The sequence below is a fragment of the Bacillus paralicheniformis genome, from assembly GCF_001042485.2.
Classification (GTDB): Bacteria; Bacillota; Bacilli; order Bacillales; family Bacillaceae; genus Bacillus; species Bacillus paralicheniformis.
Window position 1 is genome coordinate 16,921 of record NZ_LBMN02000015.1, and the last position, 26,985, is coordinate 43,905.

41 protein-coding genes are annotated in these 26,985 nt (G+C 43.5%); all 41 read left to right on the plus strand.

Annotated elements, in window-relative coordinates; translation table 11 throughout:
* Positions 1 to 72 precede the first annotated feature (72 nt).
* The gene (locus ACH97_RS11940; RefSeq protein WP_017475008.1) at positions 73 to 291 is read left to right on the plus strand and encodes a hypothetical protein; all 219 of its coding nucleotides are present in this window, start codon (positions 73 to 75) and stop codon (positions 289 to 291) included.
* Positions 284 to 1,156: a phage replisome organizer N-terminal domain-containing protein gene (locus ACH97_RS11945; protein WP_048350367.1), complete on the plus strand. Its 873-nt coding sequence runs from the start codon at positions 284 to 286 to the stop codon at positions 1,154 to 1,156. The genes ACH97_RS11940 and ACH97_RS11945 overlap by 8 nt, the downstream gene beginning before the upstream one ends.
* The gene (locus ACH97_RS11950; protein WP_048350368.1) at positions 1,140 to 1,973 is read left to right on the plus strand and encodes an ATP-binding protein; all 834 of its coding nucleotides are present in this window, start codon (positions 1,140 to 1,142) and stop codon (positions 1,971 to 1,973) included. The genes ACH97_RS11945 and ACH97_RS11950 overlap by 17 nt, the downstream gene beginning before the upstream one ends.
* A 13-nt stretch (positions 1,974 to 1,986) precedes the next feature.
* Complete coding sequence (locus ACH97_RS23790; protein ID WP_017474697.1) at positions 1,987 to 2,145, plus strand: hypothetical protein; 159 nt, start codon at positions 1,987 to 1,989, stop codon at positions 2,143 to 2,145.
* Positions 2,142 to 2,300 carry a DUF6906 family protein gene (locus tag ACH97_RS24475; protein ID WP_017474696.1) on the plus strand — a complete coding sequence of 53 codons (159 nt, stop codon included), beginning with the start codon at positions 2,142 to 2,144 and terminating at the stop codon, positions 2,298 to 2,300. Before ACH97_RS23790 ends, ACH97_RS24475 begins: the two co-directional genes overlap by 4 nt.
* The gene (locus ACH97_RS11955; protein ID WP_017474695.1) at positions 2,297 to 2,845 is read left to right on the plus strand and encodes a hypothetical protein; all 549 of its coding nucleotides are present in this window, start codon (positions 2,297 to 2,299) and stop codon (positions 2,843 to 2,845) included. The genes ACH97_RS24475 and ACH97_RS11955 overlap by 4 nt, the downstream gene beginning before the upstream one ends.
* 104 nt (positions 2,846 to 2,949) lie before the next feature.
* The gene (locus ACH97_RS23450) at positions 2,950 to 3,099 is read left to right on the plus strand and encodes a BH0509 family protein (RefSeq protein ID WP_017474694.1); all 150 of its coding nucleotides are present in this window, start codon (positions 2,950 to 2,952) and stop codon (positions 3,097 to 3,099) included.
* Between the two features lie 70 nt (positions 3,100 to 3,169).
* Positions 3,170 to 3,370: an XtrA/YqaO family protein gene (locus tag ACH97_RS11960; protein ID WP_017474644.1), complete on the plus strand. Its 201-nt coding sequence runs from the start codon at positions 3,170 to 3,172 to the stop codon at positions 3,368 to 3,370.
* Between the two features lie 35 nt (positions 3,371 to 3,405).
* Positions 3,406 to 3,639, plus strand: a complete 234-nt coding sequence (locus ACH97_RS11965) for a hypothetical protein (protein WP_017474645.1) — start codon at positions 3,406 to 3,408, stop codon at positions 3,637 to 3,639.
* Complete coding sequence (locus tag ACH97_RS11970; RefSeq protein WP_048350369.1) at positions 3,636 to 3,887, plus strand: hypothetical protein; 252 nt, start codon at positions 3,636 to 3,638, stop codon at positions 3,885 to 3,887. Before ACH97_RS11965 ends, ACH97_RS11970 begins: the two co-directional genes overlap by 4 nt.
* Positions 3,888 to 3,890: 3 nt before the next feature.
* Complete coding sequence (locus ACH97_RS11975; RefSeq protein WP_048350370.1) at positions 3,891 to 5,261, plus strand: DNA cytosine methyltransferase; 1,371 nt, start codon at positions 3,891 to 3,893, stop codon at positions 5,259 to 5,261.
* 20 nt (positions 5,262 to 5,281) lie between these two features.
* Positions 5,282 to 5,965, plus strand: coding sequence for a hypothetical protein (locus ACH97_RS11980; RefSeq protein ID WP_048350371.1), 684 nt, complete (start codon positions 5,282 to 5,284; stop codon positions 5,963 to 5,965).
* Between the two features lie 73 nt (positions 5,966 to 6,038).
* A complete protein-coding gene (locus ACH97_RS11985; RefSeq protein ID WP_048350372.1) occupies positions 6,039 to 6,221 on the plus strand; it encodes a hypothetical protein in 183 nt (60 codons plus the stop codon).
* A gap of 29 nt (positions 6,222 to 6,250) precedes the next feature.
* On the plus strand, positions 6,251 to 6,385 hold the full coding sequence (locus ACH97_RS24230; protein ID WP_256700698.1) for a hypothetical protein: 135 nt from the start codon (positions 6,251 to 6,253) through the stop codon (positions 6,383 to 6,385).
* A 17-nt stretch (positions 6,386 to 6,402) separates the two neighbouring features.
* Positions 6,403 to 6,669 (plus strand): hypothetical protein, encoded by a 267-nt coding sequence (locus tag ACH97_RS11990; RefSeq protein ID WP_048350373.1) that lies wholly within the window; start codon positions 6,403 to 6,405, stop codon positions 6,667 to 6,669.
* A 141-nt stretch (positions 6,670 to 6,810) separates the two neighbouring features.
* A complete protein-coding gene (locus tag ACH97_RS24235; RefSeq protein WP_256700697.1) occupies positions 6,811 to 6,939 on the plus strand; it encodes a hypothetical protein in 129 nt (42 codons plus the stop codon).
* A gap of 16 nt (positions 6,940 to 6,955) precedes the next feature.
* Positions 6,956 to 7,396, plus strand: a complete 441-nt coding sequence (locus tag ACH97_RS11995; protein ID WP_043054102.1) for an ArpU family phage packaging/lysis transcriptional regulator — start codon at positions 6,956 to 6,958, stop codon at positions 7,394 to 7,396.
* Positions 7,396 to 7,938 carry a site-specific integrase gene (locus ACH97_RS12000; protein WP_048350374.1) on the plus strand — a complete coding sequence of 181 codons (543 nt, stop codon included), beginning with the start codon at positions 7,396 to 7,398 and terminating at the stop codon, positions 7,936 to 7,938. Before ACH97_RS11995 ends, ACH97_RS12000 begins: the two co-directional genes overlap by 1 nt.
* 336 nt (positions 7,939 to 8,274) lie before the next feature.
* Positions 8,275 to 8,478, plus strand: a complete 204-nt coding sequence (locus ACH97_RS12005) for a hypothetical protein (RefSeq protein WP_017474601.1) — start codon at positions 8,275 to 8,277, stop codon at positions 8,476 to 8,478.
* A gap of 1 nt (position 8,479) precedes the next feature.
* Complete coding sequence (locus ACH97_RS24480; RefSeq protein WP_120155437.1) at positions 8,480 to 8,824, plus strand: type II toxin-antitoxin system PemK/MazF family toxin; 345 nt, start codon at positions 8,480 to 8,482, stop codon at positions 8,822 to 8,824.
* Between the two features lie 300 nt (positions 8,825 to 9,124).
* A complete protein-coding gene (locus tag ACH97_RS12015; RefSeq protein ID WP_241494252.1) occupies positions 9,125 to 9,808 on the plus strand; it encodes an ATP-binding protein in 684 nt (227 codons plus the stop codon).
* 159 nt (positions 9,809 to 9,967) lie between these two features.
* A complete protein-coding gene (locus tag ACH97_RS12020; protein WP_048350375.1) occupies positions 9,968 to 10,342 on the plus strand; it encodes an HNH endonuclease signature motif containing protein in 375 nt (124 codons plus the stop codon).
* Positions 10,302 to 10,637, plus strand: coding sequence for a transglycosylase (locus ACH97_RS12025; protein ID WP_241494253.1), 336 nt, complete (start codon positions 10,302 to 10,304; stop codon positions 10,635 to 10,637). The genes ACH97_RS12020 and ACH97_RS12025 overlap by 41 nt, the downstream gene beginning before the upstream one ends.
* 86 nt (positions 10,638 to 10,723) lie before the next feature.
* Positions 10,724 to 11,257: a phage terminase small subunit P27 family gene (locus ACH97_RS12030; RefSeq protein WP_009330377.1), complete on the plus strand. Its 534-nt coding sequence runs from the start codon at positions 10,724 to 10,726 to the stop codon at positions 11,255 to 11,257.
* Complete coding sequence (locus ACH97_RS12035; RefSeq protein WP_009330378.1) at positions 11,257 to 12,966, plus strand: terminase large subunit; 1,710 nt, start codon at positions 11,257 to 11,259, stop codon at positions 12,964 to 12,966. The genes ACH97_RS12030 and ACH97_RS12035 overlap by 1 nt, the downstream gene beginning before the upstream one ends.
* An 11-nt stretch (positions 12,967 to 12,977) precedes the next feature.
* A complete protein-coding gene (locus ACH97_RS23795) occupies positions 12,978 to 13,148 on the plus strand; it encodes a hypothetical protein (protein WP_009330391.1) in 171 nt (56 codons plus the stop codon).
* A 5-nt stretch (positions 13,149 to 13,153) separates the two neighbouring features.
* On the plus strand, positions 13,154 to 14,398 hold the full coding sequence (locus ACH97_RS12040; RefSeq protein ID WP_009330392.1) for a phage portal protein: 1,245 nt from the start codon (positions 13,154 to 13,156) through the stop codon (positions 14,396 to 14,398).
* Entirely contained in the window at positions 14,388 to 15,017 is a 630-nt protein-coding gene (locus tag ACH97_RS12045; protein WP_025807960.1) for an HK97 family phage prohead protease, read from the plus strand. Before ACH97_RS12040 ends, ACH97_RS12045 begins: the two co-directional genes overlap by 11 nt.
* Before the next feature lie 39 nt (positions 15,018 to 15,056).
* Complete coding sequence (locus tag ACH97_RS12050) at positions 15,057 to 16,373, plus strand: phage major capsid protein (RefSeq protein WP_017475036.1); 1,317 nt, start codon at positions 15,057 to 15,059, stop codon at positions 16,371 to 16,373.
* A 25-nt stretch (positions 16,374 to 16,398) separates the two neighbouring features.
* Entirely contained in the window at positions 16,399 to 16,848 is a 450-nt protein-coding gene (locus tag ACH97_RS12055) for a collagen-like protein (RefSeq protein WP_009329208.1), read from the plus strand.
* A gap of 15 nt (positions 16,849 to 16,863) precedes the next feature.
* Entirely contained in the window at positions 16,864 to 17,214 is a 351-nt protein-coding gene (locus tag ACH97_RS12060; RefSeq protein WP_009329207.1) for a head-tail connector protein, read from the plus strand.
* Complete coding sequence (locus ACH97_RS12065; RefSeq protein WP_009329206.1) at positions 17,144 to 17,518, plus strand: phage head closure protein; 375 nt, start codon at positions 17,144 to 17,146, stop codon at positions 17,516 to 17,518. The genes ACH97_RS12060 and ACH97_RS12065 overlap by 71 nt, the downstream gene beginning before the upstream one ends.
* Entirely contained in the window at positions 17,511 to 17,894 is a 384-nt protein-coding gene (locus ACH97_RS12070; protein WP_009329205.1) for an HK97-gp10 family putative phage morphogenesis protein, read from the plus strand. Before ACH97_RS12065 ends, ACH97_RS12070 begins: the two co-directional genes overlap by 8 nt.
* The gene (gene gp17, locus ACH97_RS12075) at positions 17,891 to 18,271 is read left to right on the plus strand and encodes a tail completion protein gp17 (protein ID WP_009329204.1); all 381 of its coding nucleotides are present in this window, start codon (positions 17,891 to 17,893) and stop codon (positions 18,269 to 18,271) included. The genes ACH97_RS12070 and gp17 overlap by 4 nt, the downstream gene beginning before the upstream one ends.
* Positions 18,271 to 18,879, plus strand: a complete 609-nt coding sequence (locus tag ACH97_RS12080; RefSeq protein WP_009329203.1) for a major tail protein — start codon at positions 18,271 to 18,273, stop codon at positions 18,877 to 18,879. The genes gp17 and ACH97_RS12080 overlap by 1 nt, the downstream gene beginning before the upstream one ends.
* A 59-nt stretch (positions 18,880 to 18,938) precedes the next feature.
* Positions 18,939 to 19,274 carry a phage tail assembly chaperone G gene (gene gpG / locus ACH97_RS12085; RefSeq protein ID WP_048350377.1) on the plus strand — a complete coding sequence of 112 codons (336 nt, stop codon included), beginning with the start codon at positions 18,939 to 18,941 and terminating at the stop codon, positions 19,272 to 19,274.
* Positions 19,275 to 19,297: 23 nt separating this feature from the next.
* Positions 19,298 to 19,459 carry a hypothetical protein gene (locus tag ACH97_RS23800; RefSeq protein WP_009329201.1) on the plus strand — a complete coding sequence of 54 codons (162 nt, stop codon included), beginning with the start codon at positions 19,298 to 19,300 and terminating at the stop codon, positions 19,457 to 19,459.
* Positions 19,460 to 19,471: 12 nt separating this feature from the next.
* Positions 19,472 to 23,362 (plus strand): phage tail tape measure protein, encoded by a 3,891-nt coding sequence (locus tag ACH97_RS12090; RefSeq protein WP_048350378.1) that lies wholly within the window; start codon positions 19,472 to 19,474, stop codon positions 23,360 to 23,362.
* Positions 23,362 to 24,198, plus strand: a complete 837-nt coding sequence (locus tag ACH97_RS12095; RefSeq protein ID WP_009330398.1) for a phage tail family protein — start codon at positions 23,362 to 23,364, stop codon at positions 24,196 to 24,198. Before ACH97_RS12090 ends, ACH97_RS12095 begins: the two co-directional genes overlap by 1 nt.
* 12 nt (positions 24,199 to 24,210) lie before the next feature.
* Positions 24,211 to 25,920 (plus strand): phage tail protein, encoded by a 1,710-nt coding sequence (locus tag ACH97_RS12100; RefSeq protein ID WP_057957842.1) that lies wholly within the window; start codon positions 24,211 to 24,213, stop codon positions 25,918 to 25,920.
* 35 nt (positions 25,921 to 25,955) lie between these two features.
* Positions 25,956 to 26,985, plus strand: a 1,030-nt coding sequence (locus ACH97_RS12105) for a hypothetical protein (RefSeq protein WP_048350379.1), incomplete at its 3' end; no start/stop codon positions are given.

The following is a 26,985-nucleotide window of genomic DNA, read 5'->3' on the forward strand; positions in this document are numbered from 1 at the left end:
ATGATTTAGTTTCATATTCTTTCACCTTCTATTATTTGATAGGGACATTATACCAAAAAAGGAGGAGCAAGCATGTTTTTAGTCAGCTATGTATGGCTACATAATCAAATTCATGCCGTCATCAGTGAATCTGTCCAAACGCACAATCAGGCTTTGGGCAAGCTAAAACAGCAGGGAGGCGCGATCATTAAAGATGAATGTAAAAACAATGCTCTCGGCTCTGTGATCGTGAACGGGAAAAGATCAGTTTGGCCTTTGACCAAGTCGGAAGGACTGAAAGTAAATGGCTGAGGTCAAGTGGATCAAGCTGAGTACGCAAATGTTTGAAGACGAAAAAATCAAACTGATTGAACAGATGCCGGAAGCCGACACCATTCTAATTATATGGGTCAAGCTGCTGGCCCAGGCTGGGAAAACCAATGCGTCAGGATACATCTACCTAAGCAAAAATATCCCGTATACAGACGAGATGCTGGCAACAATTTTCAATCGTCCGTTACCGATCGTAAGAATGGCATTACAGACGTTTCAACAGTTCGGCATGATTGAGATAGATGAACATAATTTCATTAATATTTCAAATTGGGAAAAGCATCAAAATGTCGAAGGCATGGACCGGGTTCGAAAACTCAACGCCGAACGAAACAAGAGATACAGAGAAAGAAAAAAGCAATTGCAGCTTTCTTCTCCCCAAAAAAAGAGTGACGTTAGCGTGACGTCACGTGACGGTGCAGATATAGATAAAGAATTAGATAAAGATATAGATAAAGAAAATAATATATTGTCGGGCAAGCCCGACGAGGCATCTTCTGAAAAAGATGAAATTCCTTACAAACTGATCATCGACCTTTTAAACAAAGTCGCTGGAACAAAGTACCGACCTACTACACCAAAAACCAAAACCTTAATAAAGGCGCGATGGAATGAAGGTTTTAGATTTGATGATTTCAAACATGTCATTCTAGTCAAATGCGAAGAATGGCGCGGCACTGATCTGGACAAGTATCTAAGGCCTGAAACGCTGTTTGGCACTAAATTTGAAAATTATCTTAACCAAAAGCCAAAAGGAGGTAGACCTCATGACAGAAACCTTCACCAAAGATCGGGCGGCAAGAGTCAAGGCCGAGTTATCACGGAGGATGACATTCCATACTGATGAGAATGGAAAGCCTGTCTATTGCCGCAAGCATACAAGGCTCATTGGAGGAGAAGAGAAGCCTTACCCGGTTCAACTGATGAAACTGCGAGACGGCTCAATAAAATGTCCTATGTGTGAAAGAGAACAGCGAAATAAGGAAATCGAGCGTGAAGCCGAGATATGGCGCCGCCAGGTGGAACGGCAGATTTTATCGACTTACTCCCTAATTGCCGACCCTACTCTTAAAAAAGCAACATTCGAAACGTTCCGCAGCTACAACCAAGAGGACGAGCAGAATAAACGCAGGATGATGGAGCTTGTCAGCCGAATCAAGGCAGGCGCTGTGATGAACATCTTTTTGACAGGAGAGTCTAACGCCGGAAAAAGTCATCTTGCAATGGCCGCCCTTAAAGAACTGAACAAAAATGATTCCGAAGAGTACGCGAAGTCAGCCCTCTTTGTTAACAGTGATGCCCTCATGAGGCGAATTAAAAACTCATTTAAAGATGACTCCGAAAAGTTGACAGAGGCTTTTGCAATCGAGCTGCTGACAAGGGTTGATTATCTCGTAATCGATGACCTGGGCGCCGAAGTAGGGGACACGGACAACGAAAACAGAGCCGCAAATGATTTTATTCATCGTGTATGGTATGGGGTTTCTACTGGCCGTCAAGGAAAAGTAACGATCATCACGACCAATCTTTCAGGTGTGGCTTTAACCAAACTCTATGACAAGAAAACTGTTAGCCGTCTGACAGCACATCTTGAAACGATTCAGTTTTTAGAAAAACAAAAAGAGAAAAAGGGGCGGAAAGCTCCTGCTTTAACCTTTTAGGAGATGAAAATAAGTGAAGGATACTAACTTGAAAACGATCATGCCGGGCGTGTGGGGGCATGTGGCAACCGATAAAACACCGGAGGAACTCAAGCAAGGATTAAAGGAAATTGAACAAAAACTAGAAAATTGGCTGGCTTATTGGTCAAATGTACGGAGGGAGAACGCATGAAACATGGTAAGCGACCTACACGCGCGCAGAAGCAAATCATCAAAAAGAACGGTTTAAACCCTGAGAATTGGCTGGTATCAAAGAATCTGCAGCATGAACAAAGATTAGTAGTTGTTCACCGTCATACCGGTACCGTGCGGGAGTGTTGGGCGTGAAAAAGACTGCCCGCGCTGATCGTTTAGAAATTGCTCTGGATAACTTGAATTATGAATGGTCATATGTCCAGCTTTGTAAATTGATAGATTACTGGTATGACGGCAAATCGTTATATGACGCTGCCGATCTTCTGAGAAGAAAACCGGACGAGCTTTTGATTCTGATTGTGGACCTTGCAAAAAGAAGGATTCTCCCTCATAGGCCTTACGGTATAAGCGCGAATCCGAGAATATGGATTAGTCCGCAAATGATGAAAACGAAAAAGAACGGAGTAAGACAGCTATTCTGTGAAAGTCCTGTTTATATCCCGTTCCTTGAAAATAATTTTATTTGGTATGATCAGGAGCTTTATAGGTTTAGAGATTTGTGGGATCGGGGTCAGTCCATTATCAAAATAGCAAAATCCTTTAAAAGAGAAATAGAAGAATTATTATTCCTCGTCATTGATCAGGGGAACAAGGGAATAATTCAGCCGCGAAATGGGGGGCTTTTAGGTGAGGAAGCATCAGAACAAGATAAAAGACGGTTCAAAATTATCGTTTGAAAAAGCATCCTTACAGCAGCTTTTAGTCATTATCAGGTTTGAACATTGTCCAAAGCGTTATAAAAATGCCGCTTTGAAAAATCTTTTAAAGAGGTGAAATATGCATGACAGAACAGGAGCGTATGGAAAAAATCGAATGGATCAATTTGATCGAAAGGTACGGGAAGGAGTCGCTTAAACAGAAGAGCGATGAGGAAATCGAAAAGCTTTATAATCTGGCTATGCTCAGGCAAACAGATGATGTGTTTGCATAAAAAAACCAGAGCATAAAAAGCCCCGGAAATAAAACCTGAACACTTTTATTTTAACACGGGGGTGCGGCTGGTGAACAGTCCTAAAAAGATCGACGTCAATCAAGAATTATCAAGGAAAATTGAAGACGGGAAGGTCACTGTCATCGTTTTAGATGGATTGAACGGAACGGCATATGAAGCAGAGGCCCCGGAACACGGCAGAACGATCATCGAAACGTTTAAAGGTGCTTTTTCCCGAATTAATCTTGAATCATCACACAAATTTAATTAATTTGCAGGGGCTTTCCCCTGCGGGGGAGGAACGGAATGTTTAAAGCGAAGTCAATCACCTTTAATTCTGAAACTTATATGCTTGGTCAAAAATATAAGCCGCCAGGCTTCACAAAGATGGCGACTGTCACAAACATCGTAGATAATCGGAATGCCTTTTTACATAACGATGGCGGTTTTGAGGTCCGCTTTGATTCAGGGGATTTCTTACGGATTTATTCAAACGATGTTGTCATCCATTGGGAACAGACGGGGGGTGAGAAGGGATGACACTTTTGCAGTCTTCATTACTTCATACAATCAAGGCACAGCGAAATAGCATGATGACCATTGATGAGCTGGCCGAGAAGTACGAACTTCACCCGGATTACGTGAAATCGATCATTGAGCGCACTGAAGGGCTGGCGATTAAGGGCAACGTTGCTTATGTACAGAAACAATCTTTTCTGCTGCCTGCACTTGGGGTTGCCAGCCTGTTCGTGGCAATCGTGATCCTTCCGCAGATGATAGGGGGATGACCGGTGAAGCAGCTTAGTTTATTTAGAGAAATCATAGTTGATAATTTCGCGGGAGGCGGCGGTGCCAGTACCGGAATTGAACTGGCTACTGGGCTATCCGTGGATATTGCGATTAACCATGATCCGGCGGCCATTGCCATGCATCAGGTAAATCACCCGGATACTGAACATTATTGTGAGTCTGTTTGGGAAGTTGACCCAAGGGAAGTAGCCAAAGGTCGGCCGATTGGTTTAGCCTGGTTCTCCCCGGACTGCAAGCATTTTTCAAAGGCCAAGGGCGGCAAACCCGTCGAGAAGAGCATACGGGGGCTTGCATGGGTAGCGGTCAGGTGGGCAGCCACGGTAAGCCCGCGGGTAATCATTCTTGAAAACGTCGAAGAGTTTCAGACGTGGGGGCCTCTTACTAAGGACGGGAGACCGGACCCAGACAAAAAGGGATATACGTTCCGGTCTTTTGTCAGGGCGTTAAACAAACACGGATACAAAGTGGAATGGAGAGAATTGAAGGCGTGTGATTACGGCGCCCCGACAATACGAAAAAGGCTGTTCTTAATCGCGCGGCGGGATGGCCGGCCGATCATATGGCCTGAGCCGACACACGGCGATCCAAAAAGCACAGCGGTGAAATCCGGAAAACTCAGGCCTTGGCGGACTGCCTCCGAGATTATGGACTGGTCACTCGAAACGCCATCCATATTTGATAGAAAAAAGCCATTATCAGAAAATACGTTGAGGCGAATCGCCCGCGGTATTCAGCGATTTGTCATAGAAAGCAAAAAGCCTTTCGTGGTGGGAGATCGCGGTAATTCACTTATTCAAATGGGTTACGGCGATCCTGAAGGCCGGCGGGTGCTGGATTTAAAAAAGCCTCTTGGAACTATCACGGCGGGCGGAAATAAATTCGCCATTGCTACAAGCCACCTGATTAAACTTCGCGGCACTTGCAAAGACGGTCAGCCTGTTACAAATCCTATGCCAACGATTACGGCGGGCGGGCTACATGTAGGTGAAGTTAGGGCCTTCCTAACAAAATATTACGGATCGGATATCGGGCAATCTTTGGATAATCCCCTTCATACAGTCACAACGAAGGATCGTTTTGGATTAGTCACAATAAAAGGTGAAAACTATCAAATCACAGACATAGGCATGCGAATGCTTCAGCCTCATGAATTGTTTGCGGCCCAAGGATTCCCGAGTGATTACGTGATTGATAGAGACATAAACGGGGTGAAGTATTCAAAAGCGAAACAGGTCGAGCGGTGCGGGAATGCTGTTCCTCCGCCGTTTGCAGAGCATCTTGTCAGAGCGAATCTCCCTGAACTATGTGTAAATGATGATATGACCAAATTTACTAGATTGAAAGCTAATTAAAAAATTAGGAGGAAATAACAATGAATTTAAATCAAATGGTAAATGAAAGCTTGAAAAACATTGAGGAAGAGGGCTTTGTCCAAGCCACAGTCGAAAAGAAAATGAAGCAGACAATGGAGAGCATCATTGACGATATTTTTTCATCTTGGAGCAACTTTGGTAAAAATCTCAAAGAGCATATTCAGCAGGAACTAAAGGTTAATTTGGATGAGCTGAAACTTGAGGCATACAATCATATGATCCTGAATGTAGTCAAAGAAAAAATGGACGAGGCTATTCATGTGCAAGGGACTGAAAAAATTAAAAAGCAACTAGACTACCTGCTTTCAGATACCAAGACAGAATATAAACTGTCTGAAATTATCGAAAGAATGAAAGATAAAGCCATGGAGTGGGATTCAGATGAATACTATGACAGACAAATTTCATTACATGTTGAAAAAGCTTCAGTTTTGTCATTTGTTTACTTTGATAAAGAAGAATATAAAGAGAAATATGAATGTCAGTATAAACTTTCGATCGACAATGAGGGGCGACTTAATAGCTGTCGAATTGATGATAAGGAATTTGACAATAAAGTTATCATGGGCGGCTTGCACGGTGTAGACGAGCTTTTGTTCAAGATTTATACTACCGGCGCCAAAGTCCTTTTAGATGAAAATGATATTAGTGTCTACTATCCAAGTGAAGACGAGGATTATTGATCGATTTTTAGCTAAAGAGGAGGGCTGCTCCCCTCTTATCATTACACGGCCGGAGCCGGGAAGGAGAAGCGAAATGAGCGATCATATAGCAGATGTAATAGAATGCCCTCACTGCAAAGGGAAAGTATTAAACATTCACGATTATTTAGAGGTTGGCGATGAGGCCGGAGAGTTTGAAATGAAATGCGAAAGTTGCAAAAAGCCTTTTAAAGTTGATTTTTATAGTGTGTTTTATTTTGCAACCGAAAAAATATGATTGGTCGGCGCCAGGAAGGGAGAAACGCTATGAAACAGGATTACAAGGCTGTTTTGCAGCAAGCTATCGATATTTTCGATCGGAAATACGGGGCTAACGGCAGATTATACCTCATGTTCTGGCTGCAAGACAACTTGATGAAAACCGTCGGCGGACGGAAATAAAGAAAGGGGAATAAACCATGAAATACTTTGAAATCCAAGAACCATATTACGCGTTGATTGCGGTAGAGGACGATAAGAAATTGGCTGAGGTGTATGTCAAAACGGCTGCCGATGATGACGGAACATTGAAAGAAAGCATAAAAGAGGTTAGTCGAGAATATGCGCTTGGATGTGTCGTAGAGTCTGTTTCAAAGACTGATCCTGAAATGAGTGTTTCAGAGTTTGTAAATGACTTTGATAAAAGGAAAAATGGTTGGCTAATACTTGATGGGAGTCTGGCATGATCATAGCAGTCGCGAAGAAAAATAACTGAATATGTCCTAGATGGAATACCTGCGGACACTGAACTTACAGCTTTTACGCTGTTTGTTTGGTGTCCGTTTTTTATTTGTACCGGCTGCGGTCTAGCGAAAGGAGCAATAGACATGAAACCTACCAAAAGAAAACGCCCTGAAAAAGTGCAGGAACGCTCTGAGCGCTTTTGGAGAGAGATTATGGGGCAAAACAAGCAGATTCTTAAACGAGGCAAAGGCGGCGCTTATAAGCGCAAATAAAAGGAGGAATTAATCAATGTTATTTCAATTACCCGAAATCGATAGAGAAGCAACCAAAAAGAAGGTTGAAGCCATATTGGATAATTACAGGGTGGTTCTCCTGCAAGTGCCAGATGATCTGCTGCCGAAGATAACAGCGGGTTTTAACATCGTTCCACCGTCAAATACCAACGCGTTTCATTCATCTACCGAGGATACGGCCATCAAAAGAATTGAAATGGAACAGGAACGACATGCCTTTCTTTTAAAAATTCAAAAGGCTGTGAATCGATTGCCGGCCAATGAACGACAGATCATCATCATGAGGTATATGTCACAAGATCACCGTTTTGATTATGAGGTTTACAACGAAATCGGGTTAAGCCCGCGCACTTACTTTCGGATAAAATCGCGCGCTTTTTACAATCTGGCTTTTGCATTGAAAGAAGAAGTGTATGTGAAGGGAAGTGCTTCTTAATGAATTTTGTGCAGCCTATCCGGGATATGGACCAGATTTATTATATAAAGAAATTCCTGAGAGAACGGAGTGAAAGAAACTATCTGCTTTTCGTTACCGGCATAAACTCAGGCTTGCGTATATCCGATTTACTTCGTTTAAGAGTCCGCGACGCCAAACGAATGTACATCGATTTACGCGAGAAGAAAACCGGCAAGCAGAAACGAATCAAAATAAATAAGGCCCTAAAAAAGGCCCTGGCTGATTACATTAAAGACAAGGATAACCAGGAATTTTTGTTTAAGAGCCGAGAAGGGCTTAACAAACCAATCAGCAGAAGCACGGCATACAACATATTGAAAGAGGCGGCGGAATACGTCGGACTTGATGGGATCGGCACCCACACCATGAGAAAAACGTTCGGTTATTGGCACTATAAAAAATTCAAAGACGTGGCTCTGCTGCAAGAGATATTCAACCATTCCAGCCCGGACGTTACGCTTCGATATATAGGGATCACTCAAGACACAATGGACCAAACGATGGACTCATTCAGCTTATAAGCTCATCTGTCTTCAAAACGGATGAGTCTTTTTCTGCCTATTTTAACGAACTAACCATAACGAGAAAGTGTCCAACTCATTTTGACAAAATGGCTTAAAACTATGCAGGACAAAGGGTTCAGCGATTATGTGAATTGGACACAATATAAGATATGGTTAATTCGTGGATAATGTGGGTAAATTGCATAAAAAGGGGGAAAGAAAACAATTTGACAAATAGGGTAAACGATGAAATTTGCTCTTTTCAGTAAGAATTCATTGAAAAGCCAACTATCAGATGGTTATAATTAAGAAGCAAAGAGCATACGTTTTACCCTACGAGAAGGAGGGATACGTATGAAAAAGGAGCTGGGAAAAATGTTAAAGCAACTAGCAGCCACTCACCGTTCTAAATTAATTGAAATCGCAAAAAGAAACACTAAACGTAACGAGGATGGTCTTACAGTTATCGAAAAGGGCGACGCTTGGAGAGAAGATGATGAGCACACCAACAGTTTCAGAAATGATTGTTCTGAAACAAAAACTTTAGTATTGAACTAGATTGAGAAATCGGACACCAAGTCCAGGCGAAGTCTGGTATGCTACTCTCCCAAAAGAGGAAGACCCCAATGACTTGATGCCGGATAGGCCCTGCATAATAGTTGATAAAGTAGAAGATGAATACCTCGTTATAAAAGTTACAAAACACAGTCCTCGACCATATGATAAATACGATATAGCTATTCAATATTGGGGACAATGCGGTTTAACAAAACCGTCAACAGCAAGATGCTCAAAATTGATTTTCTTAGCTGAGGATCAAATCGATAATTATAAAGGACATCTGGTGAAGAGCGATGAACAAAGAATCACTCAGAAACTAGAAGCTTTTTTGAATTCTCAGTAAGACGTCTTTCAAGGCGTCTTTTTTTATTTAAAAAATAAGGAATGATTTTGGCACAATTATGGCACAACGTTGGCACCCCGTTTTGTTTTAGATCGGTTAATATGGTATTAGGTCATATTTGAAGAAAGCGACTTCCAATATTGGAGGTCGTTTTTTATATTCTCTGTAAACCGGGTCCAGTAAATCTCAGAATAAACGATTGGCGGCCAATGAGAGCCTCTGAGTGTGGGCTCGGTTTAGAAAGAATATACCAGGCGCTTTCCCAAATGGGAGGGCGTTTTTTATGTAGGAGGCTTGCATATGGAAGTCGTTATAGAAAGTATTGAGAGAAGAGGTAGAAGCATGTTTGAATTGAATTTAGCGCATGCCAGTATCTTAGAGTTGTTGGAAAAGGCTGCTGAAAAGAATGAGTTTATTTTTGTAAGACAGGGACAAAGGCGGCTTGGTAAAACAACTGCGCTTATGGAATTTGCGAGAGAAAATGGTTATCCAGTCCTTGTAAATAAGGCGATTGTAAAGATTTTTCATCGTAAATATCCCGATGTGAATATTATCGGATATGTGGATGGATTAGAAGTCGACGGGCTATATAACGTCGTTTTTGATGAAGGGGTGCCGAGGGATGCGATTAAACGTCTCTATAAGCTTGGTATTTTGCTAACTGGATTTGTTCGTGTGGATGACCAGGCAGTTATTAATGATGATAACAGATATTCGGTATTTGGTGGATACAGTACAGAAGCACCATCGAAAAAAGCAACTCCTTTGCTGCAAATTGAGCTTGAGGATATTGATTCGATCCCGCACGTTTTCTATAAAGGCGAAAGGATCACCAAGCGTATTGCGATAGATTTTGAGTGGCGCACAGGGGGAGCCGATAAGGTTGGTTCTACCTATATTCGTATCAAGCATGGTAACGATCCTGATAAGGCACTAGCAGTTGAGACGAAGGAACTGGCGGTCGGTGAGAGAGCGTATGAATAGGGAACGTAAGCAGCGCTATAGATACCTACGAGAGCAACGAAGAGAACGCGACTATGAGCTTGGACTTATACAACTGGCTGGCCGTCCGTTCTGTAAACCTAGATTAATACGTCTGGGTCCAGCGCTAACCTTAACGCGATTCATGGCAGGTGCGAGGCGATGAATAAACCTTTAAAACCCTGCAATGAGCCAGGCTGCCCTACTCTCACCCGGGAAGGCTACTGCGAACAGCACAAGCGAACAAAGTCGGCCTATGATCAATACCGTGAGTCTGCTTCCCGCCGGGGATATGACAGCAAATGGCGGAAGGCAAGACAGGGGTACCTGTCAAAGCATCCTTTCTGTCTTTTCTGCATGAAGGAAGGCAGACGGGTTCCCGCGACAGTCGTTGACCATATCGTTCCGCATAAAGGAGATAAAAAACTATTTTGGGATTCTTCCAACTGGCAGCCGCTGTGTGCGCCCTGCCACAGCAGGAAGACCGCGAAGGAGGATGGCGGCTTTGGCAACAAAACATCAAACCTGCGTATGTGATCACTGTGGAACCAAGCTTCATATCAAAGGATGTTCGAAGGTTAGGAAGCATGACAACGGGGTGCGGCAGCATTACATCAAGTGTCCGCGGTGTCAGACTGAATACACGTCCTACTATACAAACGAGACGATCAGGCGCATGCAACAGAAGGTAAAGAAGCTGACTGTACTACGTCTTAAAGCACAAGCTCAAAAGGGAATTGATGTATACAAGCAGAAATACACGCAAGCTCGAGAGGAATTAGAAACGGCCATGCTGCAGCTGCGGGAGGAAATGGAGACCCCCCGCCCTTAAATCTCTGGAAAGAATTCGCCGGAGACCGCGCTCCCCTCCACATTTTGAAAAATTCCCTAAATGAAATTTCGGAAGGAGGTGAGGGAATGGCAAGACCAAGGCAACCGGTTGACTTATTGCTTGTGAAAGGTAAGAAAAACCTGACAAAACAGGAGATTGAGGAACGAAGAAAGCAGGAGATCAAGGCGCCAAGCGACAAAGTAAAGGCGCCTTCTTATTTACCGAAAGACTTAAAAAGGGAGTTCAAAAAAATAGCGGACGAGCTGAAAAACATCGGAATTATGACGAATTTAGATGTTGATGCGCTCGCCCGTTTTTTATATTCGCGAAAGCTTTACCTTCAGGTAACGGACCAGCTGCTTGAGCAGGGGCCAATGAAAACAATAGTCGTCAGAGATGTGGACGAACAGGGAAATATCGTGGGGGAAAAAGAAAAAACGGTAGTCAATGAAGCGTATTCGGACTTGCTTATCAATCAAGATAAACTATTCAAACAATGCCGGCAGGCTTCCAGTGATTTGGGCTTAACCATTTCCTCGCGCTGCAAGCTCGTTATTCCTAAAAAGGATGACGATAAGCCGAAATCAAAAGAGGAAGAGCGGTTCGGGGGCCGGATGTAATGCAAGAGGTCACCGCTGAAATTCTGATAGAGCGTGTATGGGCCTATTGCGAGAAAATACTTTCCGGTGAGATAAAGGCTTGTCAAAAGCATAAATGGGCTGTGCAGCGATTTTTTAAAGATGTTGATGCGTTAGCGGACCCGAATTGCCCCTTTTACTATGACGCTGAAGCAGTGTTAGATTTTTACGAATGGGCGCGGCAGTTCAGACATGTTGAGGGGATACTTGCGGGGGAGCCGATTGAGCTGACGGACTTTCAGCTTTTTATTGCGGCCAATGTATACGGCTTTTTTAAAAAGGAAAACGGTGCCCGCCGGTTTCGAAAAGTTTATATCCAGTTGGCTCGTAAGAATGCGAAATCGCAATTTCTCGCCCTCATGGCTTCTTATGAAGTGTTCCCGACAACCGAAAAACATCGGGTGTTTATTGCTGGATGGTCCCGGGAGCAGTCAGACGAAGTGTACCAGGCGATTCTTGAACAGCTGCAGCATGCTCCGATCCTCGAAGGAAAATATTCCTCCGCAAACGGCCGGGTAAAAAAGTATAAAACGAACTCAATAATTCAGCCTCTTTCCCGGGAGGCGCGGAAGCTCGGTGACGGTAAAAACCCGTCATTGGGAATTGTGGATGAATACCATGCACATGAAACCAGCGAGATTTATGATGTGCTTGACAGTGGTATGGTGGCCCGGCGCAGCCCGTTAATGGCAATCATCACGACAGCCGGGTTTAACATGGAGCGGCCATGTTTTAAGGAATACCAATATACAAGCAAGATTCTCGATCCTGATGCCGACACAGAAAACGATGACTATTTTGTTATGATCTGCGAACTTGATCCAGATGACGACATAAAAGACGAATCAAATTGGATCAAAGCCAACCCTATTGTTGCAACGTATCCAGAAGGTATGGAGTCACTACGCTCTGCCTTAAAGGTTGCACTCGAAGTTCCAGAAAAAATGCGAAGCTTCCTTACCAAGAATATGAACCGATGGGTTGATCAAAAGGATAACGGCTATATGAAAATGTCAAAATGGCGCGTGTGCAGCGGTGAAATTCCTGATCTGGAAAACATGGCCGTATATCTTGGGCTGGATTTGTCCATGACTACCGACTTAACATCAGTCGGCTGGGTTGGTGTTTTTGATGGAATCTATTATGTCGGACAACATTCCTTCATGCCTGAAGGGCGCGCAAAAGAAAAAATGGCGACGGATAAAGTGCCTTATGACCTGTGGAAAGAGATGGGCTACATTACGTATACGCCTGGCGACGCTGTTGATTATCAAATAGTTGAAAAATGGATCATTGAGTTTATTTACAAGCATCGGTTCCGGCCACAGGAAACCGCATATGACAAATGGAATGCCTTGCATTTGGCTCAACGGCTTGAATCTAAAGGCCATACCATGGTGGAGATTCCGCAAAGAATCAATCATCTATCTTTGCCGACAAAAGACTTTCGTCAAAAAGTATATGACGGCAAAGTTGTTCACGGGGATGACCCGGTTTTAAATTGGGCAATCAATAACGCGATCATGAAAATTGATCCTCAGGAGAATATCATGCTGGATAAAGCAAAATCTCCGCAAAGAATCGACCCGGCTGCAGCTGTCATTAATGCATACGCCAGGGCGATGTATCACGAAACAAACCAAAAAGTAGACCTGAATGCACATTTCATGTCTGATAATTTCAGCTTTTAGGATGTGAGAGAATGAAAAAATTCCTGGCCTTTCTGCTTTTAATTTTAAATGATCTGCTGTTTGTGGTGGGGGCCGCCTTCATCCTTGCAGCTGCATATAGATTCAATACGAACATCGGTCTGATTCTGACGGGTGTATTTTTTATGTTTTATGCCTATCTCCTGACCAAGAAAGGGAGGTGAAATAATTGCTAATTGATCGGGTGTTTGAAAAACGATCAGATTCCTCTGAGGCCAGTGGCTTCAATGAATTGATAAATTTGTTCGGCGGCAGACAGACCGCAAGCGGCGAGAAAGTGAATGAAAGAAATTCGCTTGTGCAGCCGGATGTTTTTGCCTGTGTGAATGTATTATCTGATGACATCGCAAAGCTGCCTGTTCATACCTATCAAAAGTTAGACAACGGGATTGAACGTAGGCCCAAGCATCCTGTGGCGTATATGATCTATGCTCGCCCTAATCCCTATATGACCGCGTTTACCTGGAAAAAACTCATGATGACTCACGTTTTGACTTGGGGGAATGGCTACTCATACATTGAATTTGATTCCAGTGGGTTTCCAAAAGGATTATATCCATTGCGGCCAGACGCTACGAATGCTTATATCAATCCGAAAACGGGAATGCTTTGGTATCAAACAGTTCTCAATGACAAAGCGGTCGAGTTATATGATCACCAGGTGCTACATTTCAAAGGGCTTTCTACTGACGGCATACAGGGTAAGTCACCTGTCGGCGTTGTCCGCGAACACATTGGAGCCCAGGCAGCCGCAACAAAATATAATGCGAAGCTGTATAAAAATGATGCAACACCTCGGGGGATTTTAAAGGTTCCTGCTTTTTTAGATGAGAAGCCGAAAGAAAATGTTCGTAAAGAATGGAAACGTGTAAACCAAGGTGAAAACATTGCGATCATAGACAACGGGCTTGAATATCAATCCATCTCAATGCCGTTACAAGAGGCCCAATTCGTTGAATCAATGAAATTCAATAAGGCGCAAATAGCGATGATCTACAAGGTGCCTTTGCACAAACTGAATGAGCTGGACAAGGCCACATTCTCGAATATTGAACACCAATCCATTGAATATGTGAGAAACACTCTTCAGCCGTGGATTGTTAATTTTGAGCAAGAACTAAATGTTAAGCTCTTCACAGATCATGAAACAGCCGAAGGCCACTATGTGAAATTTAATATTGATAGTGAGCTACGTGGAGACAGCAAGACCCAGGCAGAATACCTGAAAATACTTCAAGAAATTGGGGCCTTAAATAGAAATGAGATTAGGTCATTAATAGAACGCAACCCGATTGAATACGGGGACAAGTTCATGTCCAGCTTAAACTATGTTTTCCTGGACTTTATGGAAGAATATCAGCGCCTTAAAGCCGGCGGCGCCCTGAAGGGAGGTGACAAAAAGGATGAAGGATAAAGAGATTCGGCAGTTAACCACACCTATTGAAGTTCGTTCAGAGGGTGAAGGCGAAAGCGAATTTGTGGAAGGATATGCACTGAAATTTGAAAAGTGGTCTGAACGGCTTGGGGGATGGTTTAAGGAAATTATTAGCCGGAACGCTTTGGATTCGGCTGATCTTTCAAATGTTATTGCATTATTTAATCATCGGCAAGATTACCCATTGGCCCGAAATACCGTCTCAGGGGACGTAGGGCGGCTCGAATTAGAAGCGGACAACATAGGTCTCAAATTCCGTTTTAAGCCGTCAGAAACGTCATACGCGCGTGATTTGATGGCGAATATAAGAAGCGGCGTCATAAATCAGTGTTCTTTTGCCTTTTCCTTAAATCACAATGAGACGGATGCTGATGAATGGCGGTTTAATGATGAGGAAGATATTTATGAAAGGCGGATTAATAAAATCCATCGTATATATGATATTTCGCTTGTCACCACCCCGGCATATAACGACACGGAGGCAGTCGTTGGTTCGCGGAGTTTGGAGAAGGTAGAGCAGTTGAAAGAGTCCCGGAAACTGCCGGATGACAATTTAAAAATGGAATTAGAACTTTTAGACCTTATTCTCCCGGAATAGAGGTTTTTTTTGTGTCTAAAAACAAGGAGGAAATCATTTATGCCAATGCAAATGAGCAAAAAAGAAATTGAATTGAGACAACAATTTACGGAAAAGAAAAATGCGGCAGATCAAAAGCTGCAAGAGGGAAATACAGAAGAGGCACGTACGCTGCTTGACGAGGCCAAGACCTTGAAAAATCAAATTGAATTAATGGCGGAGGGGCGTTCTCTTGATGTGTCGGATGTAACGGAACGGAACAATTTTGTACCGACGCTGGACGACGGAGAGGGTCGCAGTTTAGGCGCCCAGAATGAAACAGAGTCCCGAACCATTCTAACAGCTACAAAAGAGTATCGGGAAGCGTGGTTCAAAGTGTTGACTGGCCGTGAAGCTGATTTGAATTCTGAAGAAAGAAATATGATGGAACGGGTTTTAAAAGAAAATCGTTCTCTTTCTAGCGGAAGTGATAAGGATGGTGGCTATACCGTACCGGATGATATCTCAAAAGAGATTTTGAAATCTATCCAGGAATTAAACTCTGTCCGTAATTTGGTCCGCGTTGTTCCTAAAACTGCCCCTTCTGGCAGTTATACAGTCCGAAAAGGAGTGGCCGGAAAACTCTACAACACGGCTGAAAAAGAACAGATTCAAGAACTTAAAAATATGGAGTTTGATCAAATCTGGTACAACGTCAAGAAGTTTGCTGGATTTATGCCGGCTCCAAGTGAGCTTTTAGACGATTCATTTGAGAATTTTGTAAGAGAAATTGTGGAATGGCTTTCTGAATCAGCTATCGTCACAGAAAATGATGAAATCCTTTATGGAGCAGGCGGAGAGAAAAACGTTGAAGGGATCATCTCAAGCGAAAAATTTAAGACCCTCAAAGCACCATCAGTAATTACAATTAAGTTTTTAAGGAAAGTGAAAAATCAGATTAAACGTGGTTATCGGAAAAACGCAAAATGGGTGATGAATACTGAAGCCTTTGAAACTCTGGCAAACATTGAAGATAAAAACGGCAGAGGGATATTGGCTGAAGACCCTAGAGATGAAGACAACTTCCTTCTGTTCGGGCGTCCGGTTGAAATCTATGACGAAATTGTTACTGATGAGAAGACGCAAAAAACACACATTCTTTTTGGCGATTTCAAACGTGGATATTTTATGTTTGACCGTCAGAAATTCGAAATTAAATCAACAGATGTTGGCGGCGATGCTTTCTTGACTGATCAGACTTACTTCCGCGGAATCGAGCGTTTTGACGGGAAAGTTGTTGATCCTGAAGCTGCTGTGATTGTGACTGATCTAGTTGTTGGTGAAAATGCTCAAGTAGAAACCCCAAGAGAAGAAAAATCCGTTGATGTTGGAAAATAAAAATAACAGAAAAGGATGATGAAAAATGGCAGATCAATTTTTAAACCAAAGTAATGGTGTTTACACTTCCGCAGAGGATGACGGGACAGGAAAGCCTGTAACAGCTGTTTATTTGAAAAATAACAGTGAAGACAACCCTTTGTATATTAAAGGAATGCAGGGGGAACCAGGGCCCCAGGGACCACAAGGACCAAAAGGGGAAAAAGGAGATACCGGCCCACAAGGTCCACAGGGAGAGCCAGGACCCAAAGGTGAGAAAGGTGATCCGGCTGTCATTGAAGACGGGAGCATCACCCACGAAATGCTTGGTGAAAATGTTGTCAGAAGCAAAAACATTGGTACCGGCAGCGTCATGCCGGATAACTTAAACAGCGAAGTAAAGGCCATGTTTGATAGTCTTCAATCTCAAATTGATGAGTTGAGAGAAAAAGTGGCAGGCTCTGACGATTCCGCGAACAATGAGCCACAAGAATAAGGCGGGTGAACCATCATGAATTTGGTGGATATGAAAAACTATCTCCGTCTGGACCATTCTGAAGATGATGAAATGTTATCGCAATTTATTGCGGCAGCGAAAAGCTATATTGTCAATGCTATTGGGCGGTTTGTTGATGGGAACCCACAGTTTGAAATTGTGGCCAAAATGCTTGTCCAGCATTGGTATGAAAACAGAGGAATGTATGAGTCAGGGACAAACGGCTCGTCCATCCCTTTTACTGTTGAAAATCTAATGACGCAGCTGCGTTATACGGATGATGAGGTGCAGGAAGATGAAGAGAAAGAGGACCAGCGATCTGCGGCACCGCCTGACCTTTCAAAAGAAAACCAAGATTCAAGATGAAGAACTGAATTGGATTGACGCTTATGTTGATGTATTCACTGTATGGGGAGCTGTGGAGGGGTTTAGCTCTCTCGGAAACAATGAATCTATGATTGCGGGGGCATGGGGCGTTAAATCGCCTAAAAAGATCACCATTCGGTTTCGGCAAGATATTCAACGCGATATGAAAATTGTTGAACAGATCGGCACAAATGAAAAGGGTGAACCGATTTTCCGAGCCTTTGACATCCTTGACTTTAACGATCCTGAAGATTCAAAAAAGTGGTTTGAAATTATGTGCCAGGAGGTGGGGCTCAATGGCTGAAATGAACTTTGAAGGGCTGGCCGACCTAGATCGATATTTTGAAAGAATCGGTGAAGACGTGGAAAAGGCGGAAGATGTGGCTTTGCAAGCCGGCGGGGAAATTATCGCGCAGCACCAGCGACAAAATGTTAATCGAAGCGATAAAAATCAGCCCCATATAGCTGATAACATTACGGTTTCAAAGGCCAGGGAATCAAAAGGCGCAGAAAAATTCGTGTCAATTGGGCCTAATAAAAAAGTCGCTTACCGGGCGAGATTCTTGGAGTATGGGACATCAAAAATGCCACCTTATCCTTTTATCGAAAAAGGCAGGGATGAAGGGGAGGCGTCAGCTGTGGAAGTAATGGCCCGCATTCTAACAGCGCCAATCAAATGAGTTTTGATGCAAAAGCAGAATTGAGCGCTGCCCTGGTCAACGATTTCTCATTAAAAGAACTGGTGACAGGCGGCTTTCATAATAGAGTCGCTTCAGACGTTAACGCATACCCAAGAATCATGTATACCGAATTGAAAAATGCTGATGATTCATATGCCGATAATCAGGCCCAATCTTCGGAGGTTCGCTTTCAGATCAGCATTTTTACCAATTCATATACAGTCAGTCAAGAAACCAAAATCGCAAAAGAAATTGACCGGCTCATGAAGTCAATCGGTTACGGCCGGTACGATTCTCAAGATTTATACGAAGAGACGGACAAGGTTTTTCACAAAGCTATGCGATATAAGAAAGCTTTTTTTAAGGAGGAAAAGTAATGGGACAAACAATTTATGGTTTAGATATGTTTCACTGTGCGGAAGTCATCCAAGACGATGAAGAGAGTTTGAAATTCGGTACACCTATAAAAATCCCGGGTGCTGTAAGCATAAAGGTTGACCCAAAATCAGAGCAAACAAAATTCTGGGCTGATAATGGTGTGTATGACATTTTTAATAGTATGGGTGACATTGATTTAGAAGCTGAAATGGCTGATCTCCCTTTAAAATTGCAGAATAAAATTTACGGCCACACAGAAGAGAATGGTGTTTCCTTTGCAAGTGCTGAAGACAAGGCAATTCATCTGGCTTTCGGCTTCAGAGCGAAGAAATCAACCGGCGGGTACCGGTATTATTGGTTTCTTAAAGGGCTGCCTGAATTAATGGCTATTGAATCGAAAACGACAGAAGACAAGGCTGACCCAGAAAGTGCGAAGTTTAAGGTTGGATTTATGCCGTTGCAAAATCCAAAAGGAAAAAGACGCTGGAAAGCTCAAGCAGAAGACAGTGACACTTTTAACGGTGATGGTTGGTTTAATCAAGTTGTATATGATGGTTCTGCTTTTGCAACAGATACTAAAACCGAAGCAATTGGTTTAGGTAAATAAAGAATTTGGAGCGCTTATAGGCGCTCTTTTTTATTGTCCAAAAACAGGGAGGAATCAAGATGGAACCTATTTCAATCAATCTCAGAATCAATGGTAAACACAAAAAGTTTGTCACACCAAATTTCATTTCAGGAAAGCTGTTCCGGGACGCGGCCGAGATCGCAGAAGATATTGAGTCAACTGACCCTGAACGCATCTACACAGAAAAGCAAATTGAATTTATCTGTGTTGCGTTTGGAAACAAATTCTCAGCTGACGAATTTGAAAATGGCATTGATGCGAGGCTGGTCACGAGAACAATTTACGGCACAGCAAACTACGTTTTAGGAAATATCGCAGAAGCCAGCCGAATTTTAAACCCTGATCCAAACGACGGTGAAGAGCCGGGGAAGTAAATTTATCTGACGCTGTCATTGACATGTACAACGCGTTAGAAGAAATCGGTTATACGCAAAACCAGATTGATGAAATGGACATTGTTTACCACCTGCGGCGCCTGGCCCGCCGAAAAGAAGCCGGCGGAAAGCTAGCAGCAGGGAAAGAAGAAAAGCGCCTTTATATTGACCAGGTGCTCGGGTAAGGGGGTGACCGATTGGCTAAGGACATAAAAGTCAGACTGTATTCAAACTCGAACCCATTCAGAACGGAAATGCGTGCAGTTGCTCTGCAAATGAAAAACGTCAAATCTGAATTTGAAAAGAACCGTACAGCTGTAGGCGTATGGGGCAACGAGTTAAGAACGTCTCAAGAAAAGGCGAAAACACTCAACCAGCAGCTGGATATTCATAAGCGGAAAGTAAAAGCTCTTGAACGGGCTTATGCTGATTCAGCTATAAAAAAGGGCAAAGATGCTCAAGAAACTCAGACACTGGCTCGACGGCTTAACTATGCCACAGCTGAAATGAATAAAACGCAAAATGCTTTGACGCAGACCACGCAGAGGATCAAAAAGCTGGAGGATGAATCTAGGCGCGCTTCTTCTACAATCCACAGAATGGGCCAAAGAATGAATGCAGTCGGCAGCACAATGAGGAATGTCGGTGCATCTGTCGCCATGACATCGGGTATTGCCTTTGGTGGTTTGGTCCTTCCTTTAAAAGATGCGGTTCAAGTCGGCATCGACTTTGAAAAGCAAATGAGTAAAGTGCAAGCCATTTCCGGCGGAACAGCGGGAGACCTTGCAAAATTAACGGCACAGGCGAAAGAACTTGGTGCCACTACAGTTTTTACTGCCAGCCAGGCCGCGGATGCTCAAAGCTTTCTTGCGATGGCCGGATTTAAAACCAATGAGATTTACGGGGCTATGCCTGGCATGTTAAGCCTTGCAGCGGCCGGACAGCTTGAACTTGGAACAGCTGCAGATATTACATCAAACATCATGTCTGCCTTTGCATTAAAGGCCGAAGAATCGGCGCATGCCGCCGATGTGATAGCCTATGCAGCATCCAACGCCAATACCAATGTTGAACAAATGGGCGAGGCAATGAAATTTCTTGCTCCAAATGCGAACTCACTCGGCTGGGGCATGGAGGAATCGGCTGCCGCTATCATGGCGTTTGGTGATGCCGGTTTACAGGGTACTATTGCAGGTCAGGCTTTCGGTACGTCCCTGATCCGTCTCGCAACTCCTGCCAGGAAGGCACAAAAAGAAATTGATCGACTTGGTTTTGAATTTTTTGATGCTGCCGGCAATATGAAAAGCATGCCTGAAGTCATCGCAGAAATGGAAAAGGGCATGAAAGGCATGACCAAAGAGCAGCAGGCGGCAACCCTGAAAACGATTGTTGGTGCTGAAGCATACAAGCATTGGGCGGTCCTTCTTCAAAAAGGCTCGAAAGCGCTCGGAGAAAACACGAAAAAGCTGAAAGAATCCGACGGCGCGGCCAAAAAAATGGCGGATACCATGCTTGATAATGCTCACGGAAGTATCATTCAATTCGAATCTGCCTTGGAAGGTGCAAAAATAGCGTTAACAGAGGGACTTCTTCCTTCAATCGGTGACCTTGCGGATAAAGGCTCCGCCCTTCTTACCATGTTTAACAACCTGGATAAAGGCACACAAGCAACCATTGGAAAAACTGCGGTTCTTACTGCGGGAGTATTAGGCGTGACGACGGCTGTCGCTACACTGACGGCAGGAGTCGGCGCTCTGTTAGCTTTTACTGGTCCTGTGGGCTTGGCTATTGTCGGAGGAACGGCTTTATTGGGCGCTTTAGGAGTTGCCATGTATGCCGTTTCCGAACAAACCGAAAACATGAAAAAGAAGCAGGAAGAGGCCAGGGAAAAGGCTTTGCTTTTTGGTGAAGGAGTTTCAAAGGCGACTCAGAAAGCAGCCGGCTCCTATGTGGATTTGAGAGAAAAAGCAGAGGTCCAACTTTTTGAACTCACCCGCGTTTCCGGGGAGCAGGCTGATAAGATGGCCGCGAAATTGGTTCAAACGTATTCTGAGATGCGGGATAAACTGATTCAACAACTTGAGACGCTTAGAAAAGACGCTTTGGTCGTTATTAACGGTTTAATGGAGGATACGGATAAGAACACTCAAAAGGCTGGGGAGAAGATCGTTGATAAGATGGTTGGTAATATCAATGAGGATATCCAGGAGGCCAGAGAAAAAGTAAAGGAACTGGAAAAACTCCAAAAAGAAACGGGCCTTGTCTCATCGAAAATGAATGATACTCAAAAACGAAGATTTAATGAGATCATTTCTTATTTTGAAGAATCTACCAGCAAATTTGCGGCCAATCAAAAAGAAGCTCTTGCCATGCAAAAAGCGGTGACAGAGCAGCAAGGAAAGCTCTCTTTCAAGCAAGCAAAAGAATACAACGACAAGATTAAAAAAGTCTACGATGATGGAAAAAAAGCCGCGAAAGAAGATTATGAATACCGGAACAAAGTCTTGAATCAGTTGTATGCACAGGGCTATATAGATGCTCAACAAAAGGAAGCTCTCTTGAAAAAAAGTACAGCAGACTTCCAAAAGACCCTTGCTAAAAATACAGCAAGTTACGAGGAAAATTCTCGTGCACTTTTCTCAAAAATGTCTAAGAATGGTGAGCTGCTTGATTTAGAGACTGGCAAGGCACTTGAAAAACAGAAGAAGTTCATTTCCAATTCTATGGGAATGGCACACATGTATGAAGAAAACCAAGCCGAATATGAAGAGCGCTGGGCCCAAAAGCAAATTGAATATTTGAATAAACTTGGTACAAGCAAAGAGGAAGCCATTAAAGCCACTAAACAGGCACTTGAGGATTTTTATATTGGTCTTGGCAATTCAGAACAGGAAGCCCAGGCAAAAGCAGACGAAGCGATCCAAAACGTCCTTGAAAAAATGAACGGCGGCAATGAAAAAGCTGAACAGGCTGGACGAGAAAAAGGATCGGCATTCACTCTTGGTTTGAGCAGTACATTAGGACAGGCCCAAGAAACTGGGAGTCTTATTGGTAAAGGAGCTAATCAGGGATTAAGCCAAGGAAAGACGCAGCCGAAGCAGTTTGGAATGGAAAAAGGAAATGCCTTTGCTCTCGGTTTAAGAAACACGCTCGGGATTAATAAACAATCCAGCAGCGTGCTCCGTCAATCTGTCAACAGCGAACTGTCTAAAAATAGCGGCCAAGCCCGTACAGCCGGTAAAGAAAAAGGTGATCAACACAATGCCGGTTTAAGTTCCACAAAGCCTAAAAACAATAATACTGCAGCAAGCCTTTCAAAAAACGTGTCCGGTCGTCTCGGTCAGACAACTGACGGCGGGGGCGGTAAGAAAGCCGGTATGGACTTGACCAAAGGATTGATGAGTCAGCAAACCGCGTCTTACAATGCCGGTTCGAAGGTATCAAACAAGGCGAAATCCGGGTTGAAAAGTGTGAAAACCAGCAGTGTGGGATCTGATTTTGTCTCTGGATTCGTCAGAGGAATTGAGGGCGGCATCGGCAGCAACTCGCTGTTTAGTGCAGCTTGGAAACTTGGTAAGTCTGCATTATCAGCATTGAAAAAGTCTATTGACTCCCATTCGCCAGCGAAAAAGAGCATGGCTGAAGGTAACAACTTTACAGATGGATTTGCGATAGGAATAAGCAAATCAGTCGCGCGCGCAAAACGAAGCGCCCAGGCGTTAGGGCAAGGAGCCAACCTGTCACTCAAACAGGAGATCAACAAAATGGCTTACAACATAAAAGGCGCGGCCGATGAGCTGCTTTCCTTGCGTTCGGAGTTAGTCGTCCGAAATGAAGTTGACACACCTTCTTTGAATCAGAAGCTGGATGCTCTCATTACGCTTCTTTCTAATGGTTTATCGTTTGGAGGACAACCAGAGCCGGCGGCCACGGGCGGGCCAATTAGAATTTATCCGGCGCCTGTCAATATTGATGGAAAACAAGTGGCGGAAATCGTTTTTGAACAAGGTGACGGCAGGATTTTGGATAGGAAGAGTTTAGACCGATATGATCAAAATGCTTATCAGAGTGGGGTGAGACGAACCTGATGAACCTTTATTTAGATTTTAATAATGGCCTGGGGGAACAGAGCTTATCAAGTTTGCTCCCCCATTTTAAGTTGCTGAGCTTTACGCCTGATTCACCGGCCATTGAACGGGAAACAGTGAAGATACCGAGGATCAACGGCCTTGTCTTGCCGCAGCATCCCCGCGATGTTGTTTTTAAAGAGCGATCTATCAAGGTAGAAATTCTATTAAACTCGATCATCGCAGAAAATTTTTATCAGTACAGGCGAGAACTTTATGCGCTTTTGGTGAAGCCGTTACCTTATTATATTTCAACCGATCTATTGCCTAACCTCCGTTTTCTCGTTACGTGTGACGGTAATTTCAGCATACAGAAAGAGAAACAGAAAAACCAAACTTCTTTTACTGTGGAATTTAATAACGTCACCGGCCTGGCTGAATCAAAATTTACATCTTTGACAAAACAGAATTTTCACGGGGAATACTGGAGCCCAGGCATGAACATTCAAATGCGAGATGATCTGGAATACAGGTTCAAAAATCGAAAGAGGTTTCAGGTTTATAACACTGGGGACGCCTATATCAATCCTCTTGAACATGACTACAATGTGACCTTATGGGCGGCCGGAAAAAATGTGTCGATCATCAACCATACAAATGGTGAGAAACTGAAAATTGAACAGGAATTAAAAAAATCACAGCGCGTTTCTTTTATTAAGCAATACACGGTGATCAATAAAACACCTATCAAAACATCCGGCAGGCTCCCGGGACTCGATATAGGAATGAATGATTTTGAAATCCAGAATACCAATGATTTTGAAATCATATTCGATACCCGTTTCTACTACGCGTAAGGAGCATGCAAAATGGCAAACACAGATTTTATAAAGGAAATTGCACCAGACGCCCAAAGAGTCTATAAAAAGTATGATATTCTCGCGTCTCTCATTATTGCTCAAGCCTGTTTAGAGAGCGGATGGGGTACAAGTGAGCTGGCCCAAAAAGCGAAAAACCTATTCGGCATCAAGGGTACTTATAACGGTCAATATGTTCTCATGTGGACGACTGAATATGATAAGAGCGGAAATGCTACCCGTGTGCAAGCCAAGTTCCGTAAGTATCCGTCTTGGTATGAATCTATTCAGGATTTAGCCAAGCTGTACATAAACGGAACGAGCTGGGACCCGAACCATTATAAAGCGGTAGTCGGGGAAAAAGATTACCAGAAGGCGACAGCTGCGCTTGTAAAAGCCGGTTATGCGACTGATCCCAATTATGCCACCAAATTGAACAGTCTTATTTTCACTTATAAACTCACACAATATGATTCTGTGGATGAGATACCGGATGAACCTGAAGAACCCGAAACGCCGATACCGACCCCGGAGGTACCAAGCAAAGAATATGATGGAAAAGACGTTCCGCTTAATCAAAACTTGCCTTCGGATGTTGATTTTCCACAGCTGCATGTACTAGCGGGGGATGGAAAGAATGTGGTTGAAATAACGGGCGTCTCGCTCGATCTGACGGACGATACGACGGGGAAGAAGAGCTTTACATTTACCATCACCAAAACGCAGGAAAACGCTATTGAATTTGATCTGTTGGTGATTGATAACATTCTTTTTCTGGATGAACGGAAATTTAATCATCAAAAGTATTACATTACAAACGTTGAAGTACGGCAGGAAAATAATGTGTTGAGAAAAACTGTTTCGGCCAGCCATATTTTCTCGGTTCTGCTGATCAACAACTATGTGACTGAAACGGTGTCTAAAAAAATGACGATCAAAGAGGCTTTTGATATCGCATTAAAAGGAACGCCATTCAAGTATGTTTTAAAAGCTCCAGTGAGTGACTTTCCGAGTGCCGAACAAGAAAACTTTGGTGACGGAAATTCCACGGAATTGGTGGATAAAATCATTTCGGATTACGGTCCTGAGCTGGATGTTGATAATTATAAAATCCTTGTTTATAAGAAAATTGGACAAAAAATCAATTTCACTTTAGATTCGCGATATAACATGCCAGGTATTTCTATTAAGACAAACTCGCAAAATTGTACAACGCGCGCCTGGGGTTACGGGGCGTTGAAGAAGAGCAGCACGGACAGTAAAAACCCACAATATGAATTTGAGCCGATCTTATACGTACATCCGGATGAAAAAAAGTTTTTACTCGAAGGCCTTCCGCGCTGGGCCGATCCAATTAAAGATGAAACCATAAAAAAAGCCAGCAGTATGGTTTCGGCATTAAAAAAACATGTGAATCCATATCCTGAATTGACAATTGAAGCAGATTTTCAAAAAATCTATGAGCCGAAACTTTTAGAGATCGAGCAGGATTTCTGGAAAGGCGACACCATCCATGTCTTGGCTGTTACGGCATCAGGGATCATGTTTGAAGACGATGTTCGGCTGATTTCAATTCAGTACAACCCGTTGAACCCATACAGCAGCCCAAAATTGACGTTCGCGAACTTCAGAAAAGACATTCAGGATATTGCGGTCAATCAGGCCAAGAAACTAAGAGATCAAAAACGATATATTGACCAGCTTTTCAAAACGCTCAGGTAGGCGTTTTTTATTTTGCCAAAAAAGGAGTGAAAGAGATGCAGCGGCTGATAAAAGACTATGATCTAACCCGGAATTCCCGTTATCAAGCACAACTAAGAGCAGATATGCAAAGTATAGAAAACAGCTTGAATGAGCAAGAAAGTCAGATTCAATCGCATCAATTATCCAAAAAAGCTCATACGTCTGACCAGATTGCTCACAGCAGCGGGCTTACAGTATCACAAGAAATCGAAATAGAAAAAACTCGATTGCGAAATCTCATTCTAAGTGCTGACGGAACAAACATAAAGGAAGTCGTCGATGCTCGCGTAGATACGGACGCGGTTGTACACCCTACGCTTAAAGATCGTCTGGACTACGAGGATAATCAGGTTAAAAAGGATCTTCAAAGTCGGTCATTAAACGTCTTGAATTACCTGATCCCGGGTGAAGCAGACGCCAGTCTTTATATCCAGCGGGCTTTAGACGATGCGTACGATTTAGGGGGCGCTCAAGTGTATGTCCCAGCCATCTCTACGCCTTATGTGCTGAAAAAGACGTTGCTCATTAAGTCGAATACACGCCTTACTCTAAATAGTAACGTTGTGTTTGATCGTCAGCACGCGGACGACTTTATCGTAAACTTCGAAAAAGAAAAAGGAAATCCGAGATTAACGAAATATAACGGCTACTCAAACATCGTTATCGAAGGCGGAACGTGGCGGTCGAATGGGGACGTCTTCAAAAGCGGCCAGGCGATCCTGATCGCGCACGCAAAGAATATTGTCATCCGGGATCTTACGGTATATGACGTATGTGGCGGTCATGCCGTTGAGTTTAACGGTATTGATACGGGATTGATTGACAACGTCAAGGCGTTCGGATTCGACGGCGCCGAGTATCGCGGAGCTTTTCAGATCGACCTCGATAAAACCGGAAACCCGCCCACGTTAGGATCGTACGGCAGCTTCGACGGCACTCCGTGTAAGAACATCACGGTTCAGAAATGCGAAGTCGGTCCTTCCTCGAAAATGGCTTCGTGGGGGCGCGCGGTTGAATCGCACAGCTCATTCATCGGAGTATCGC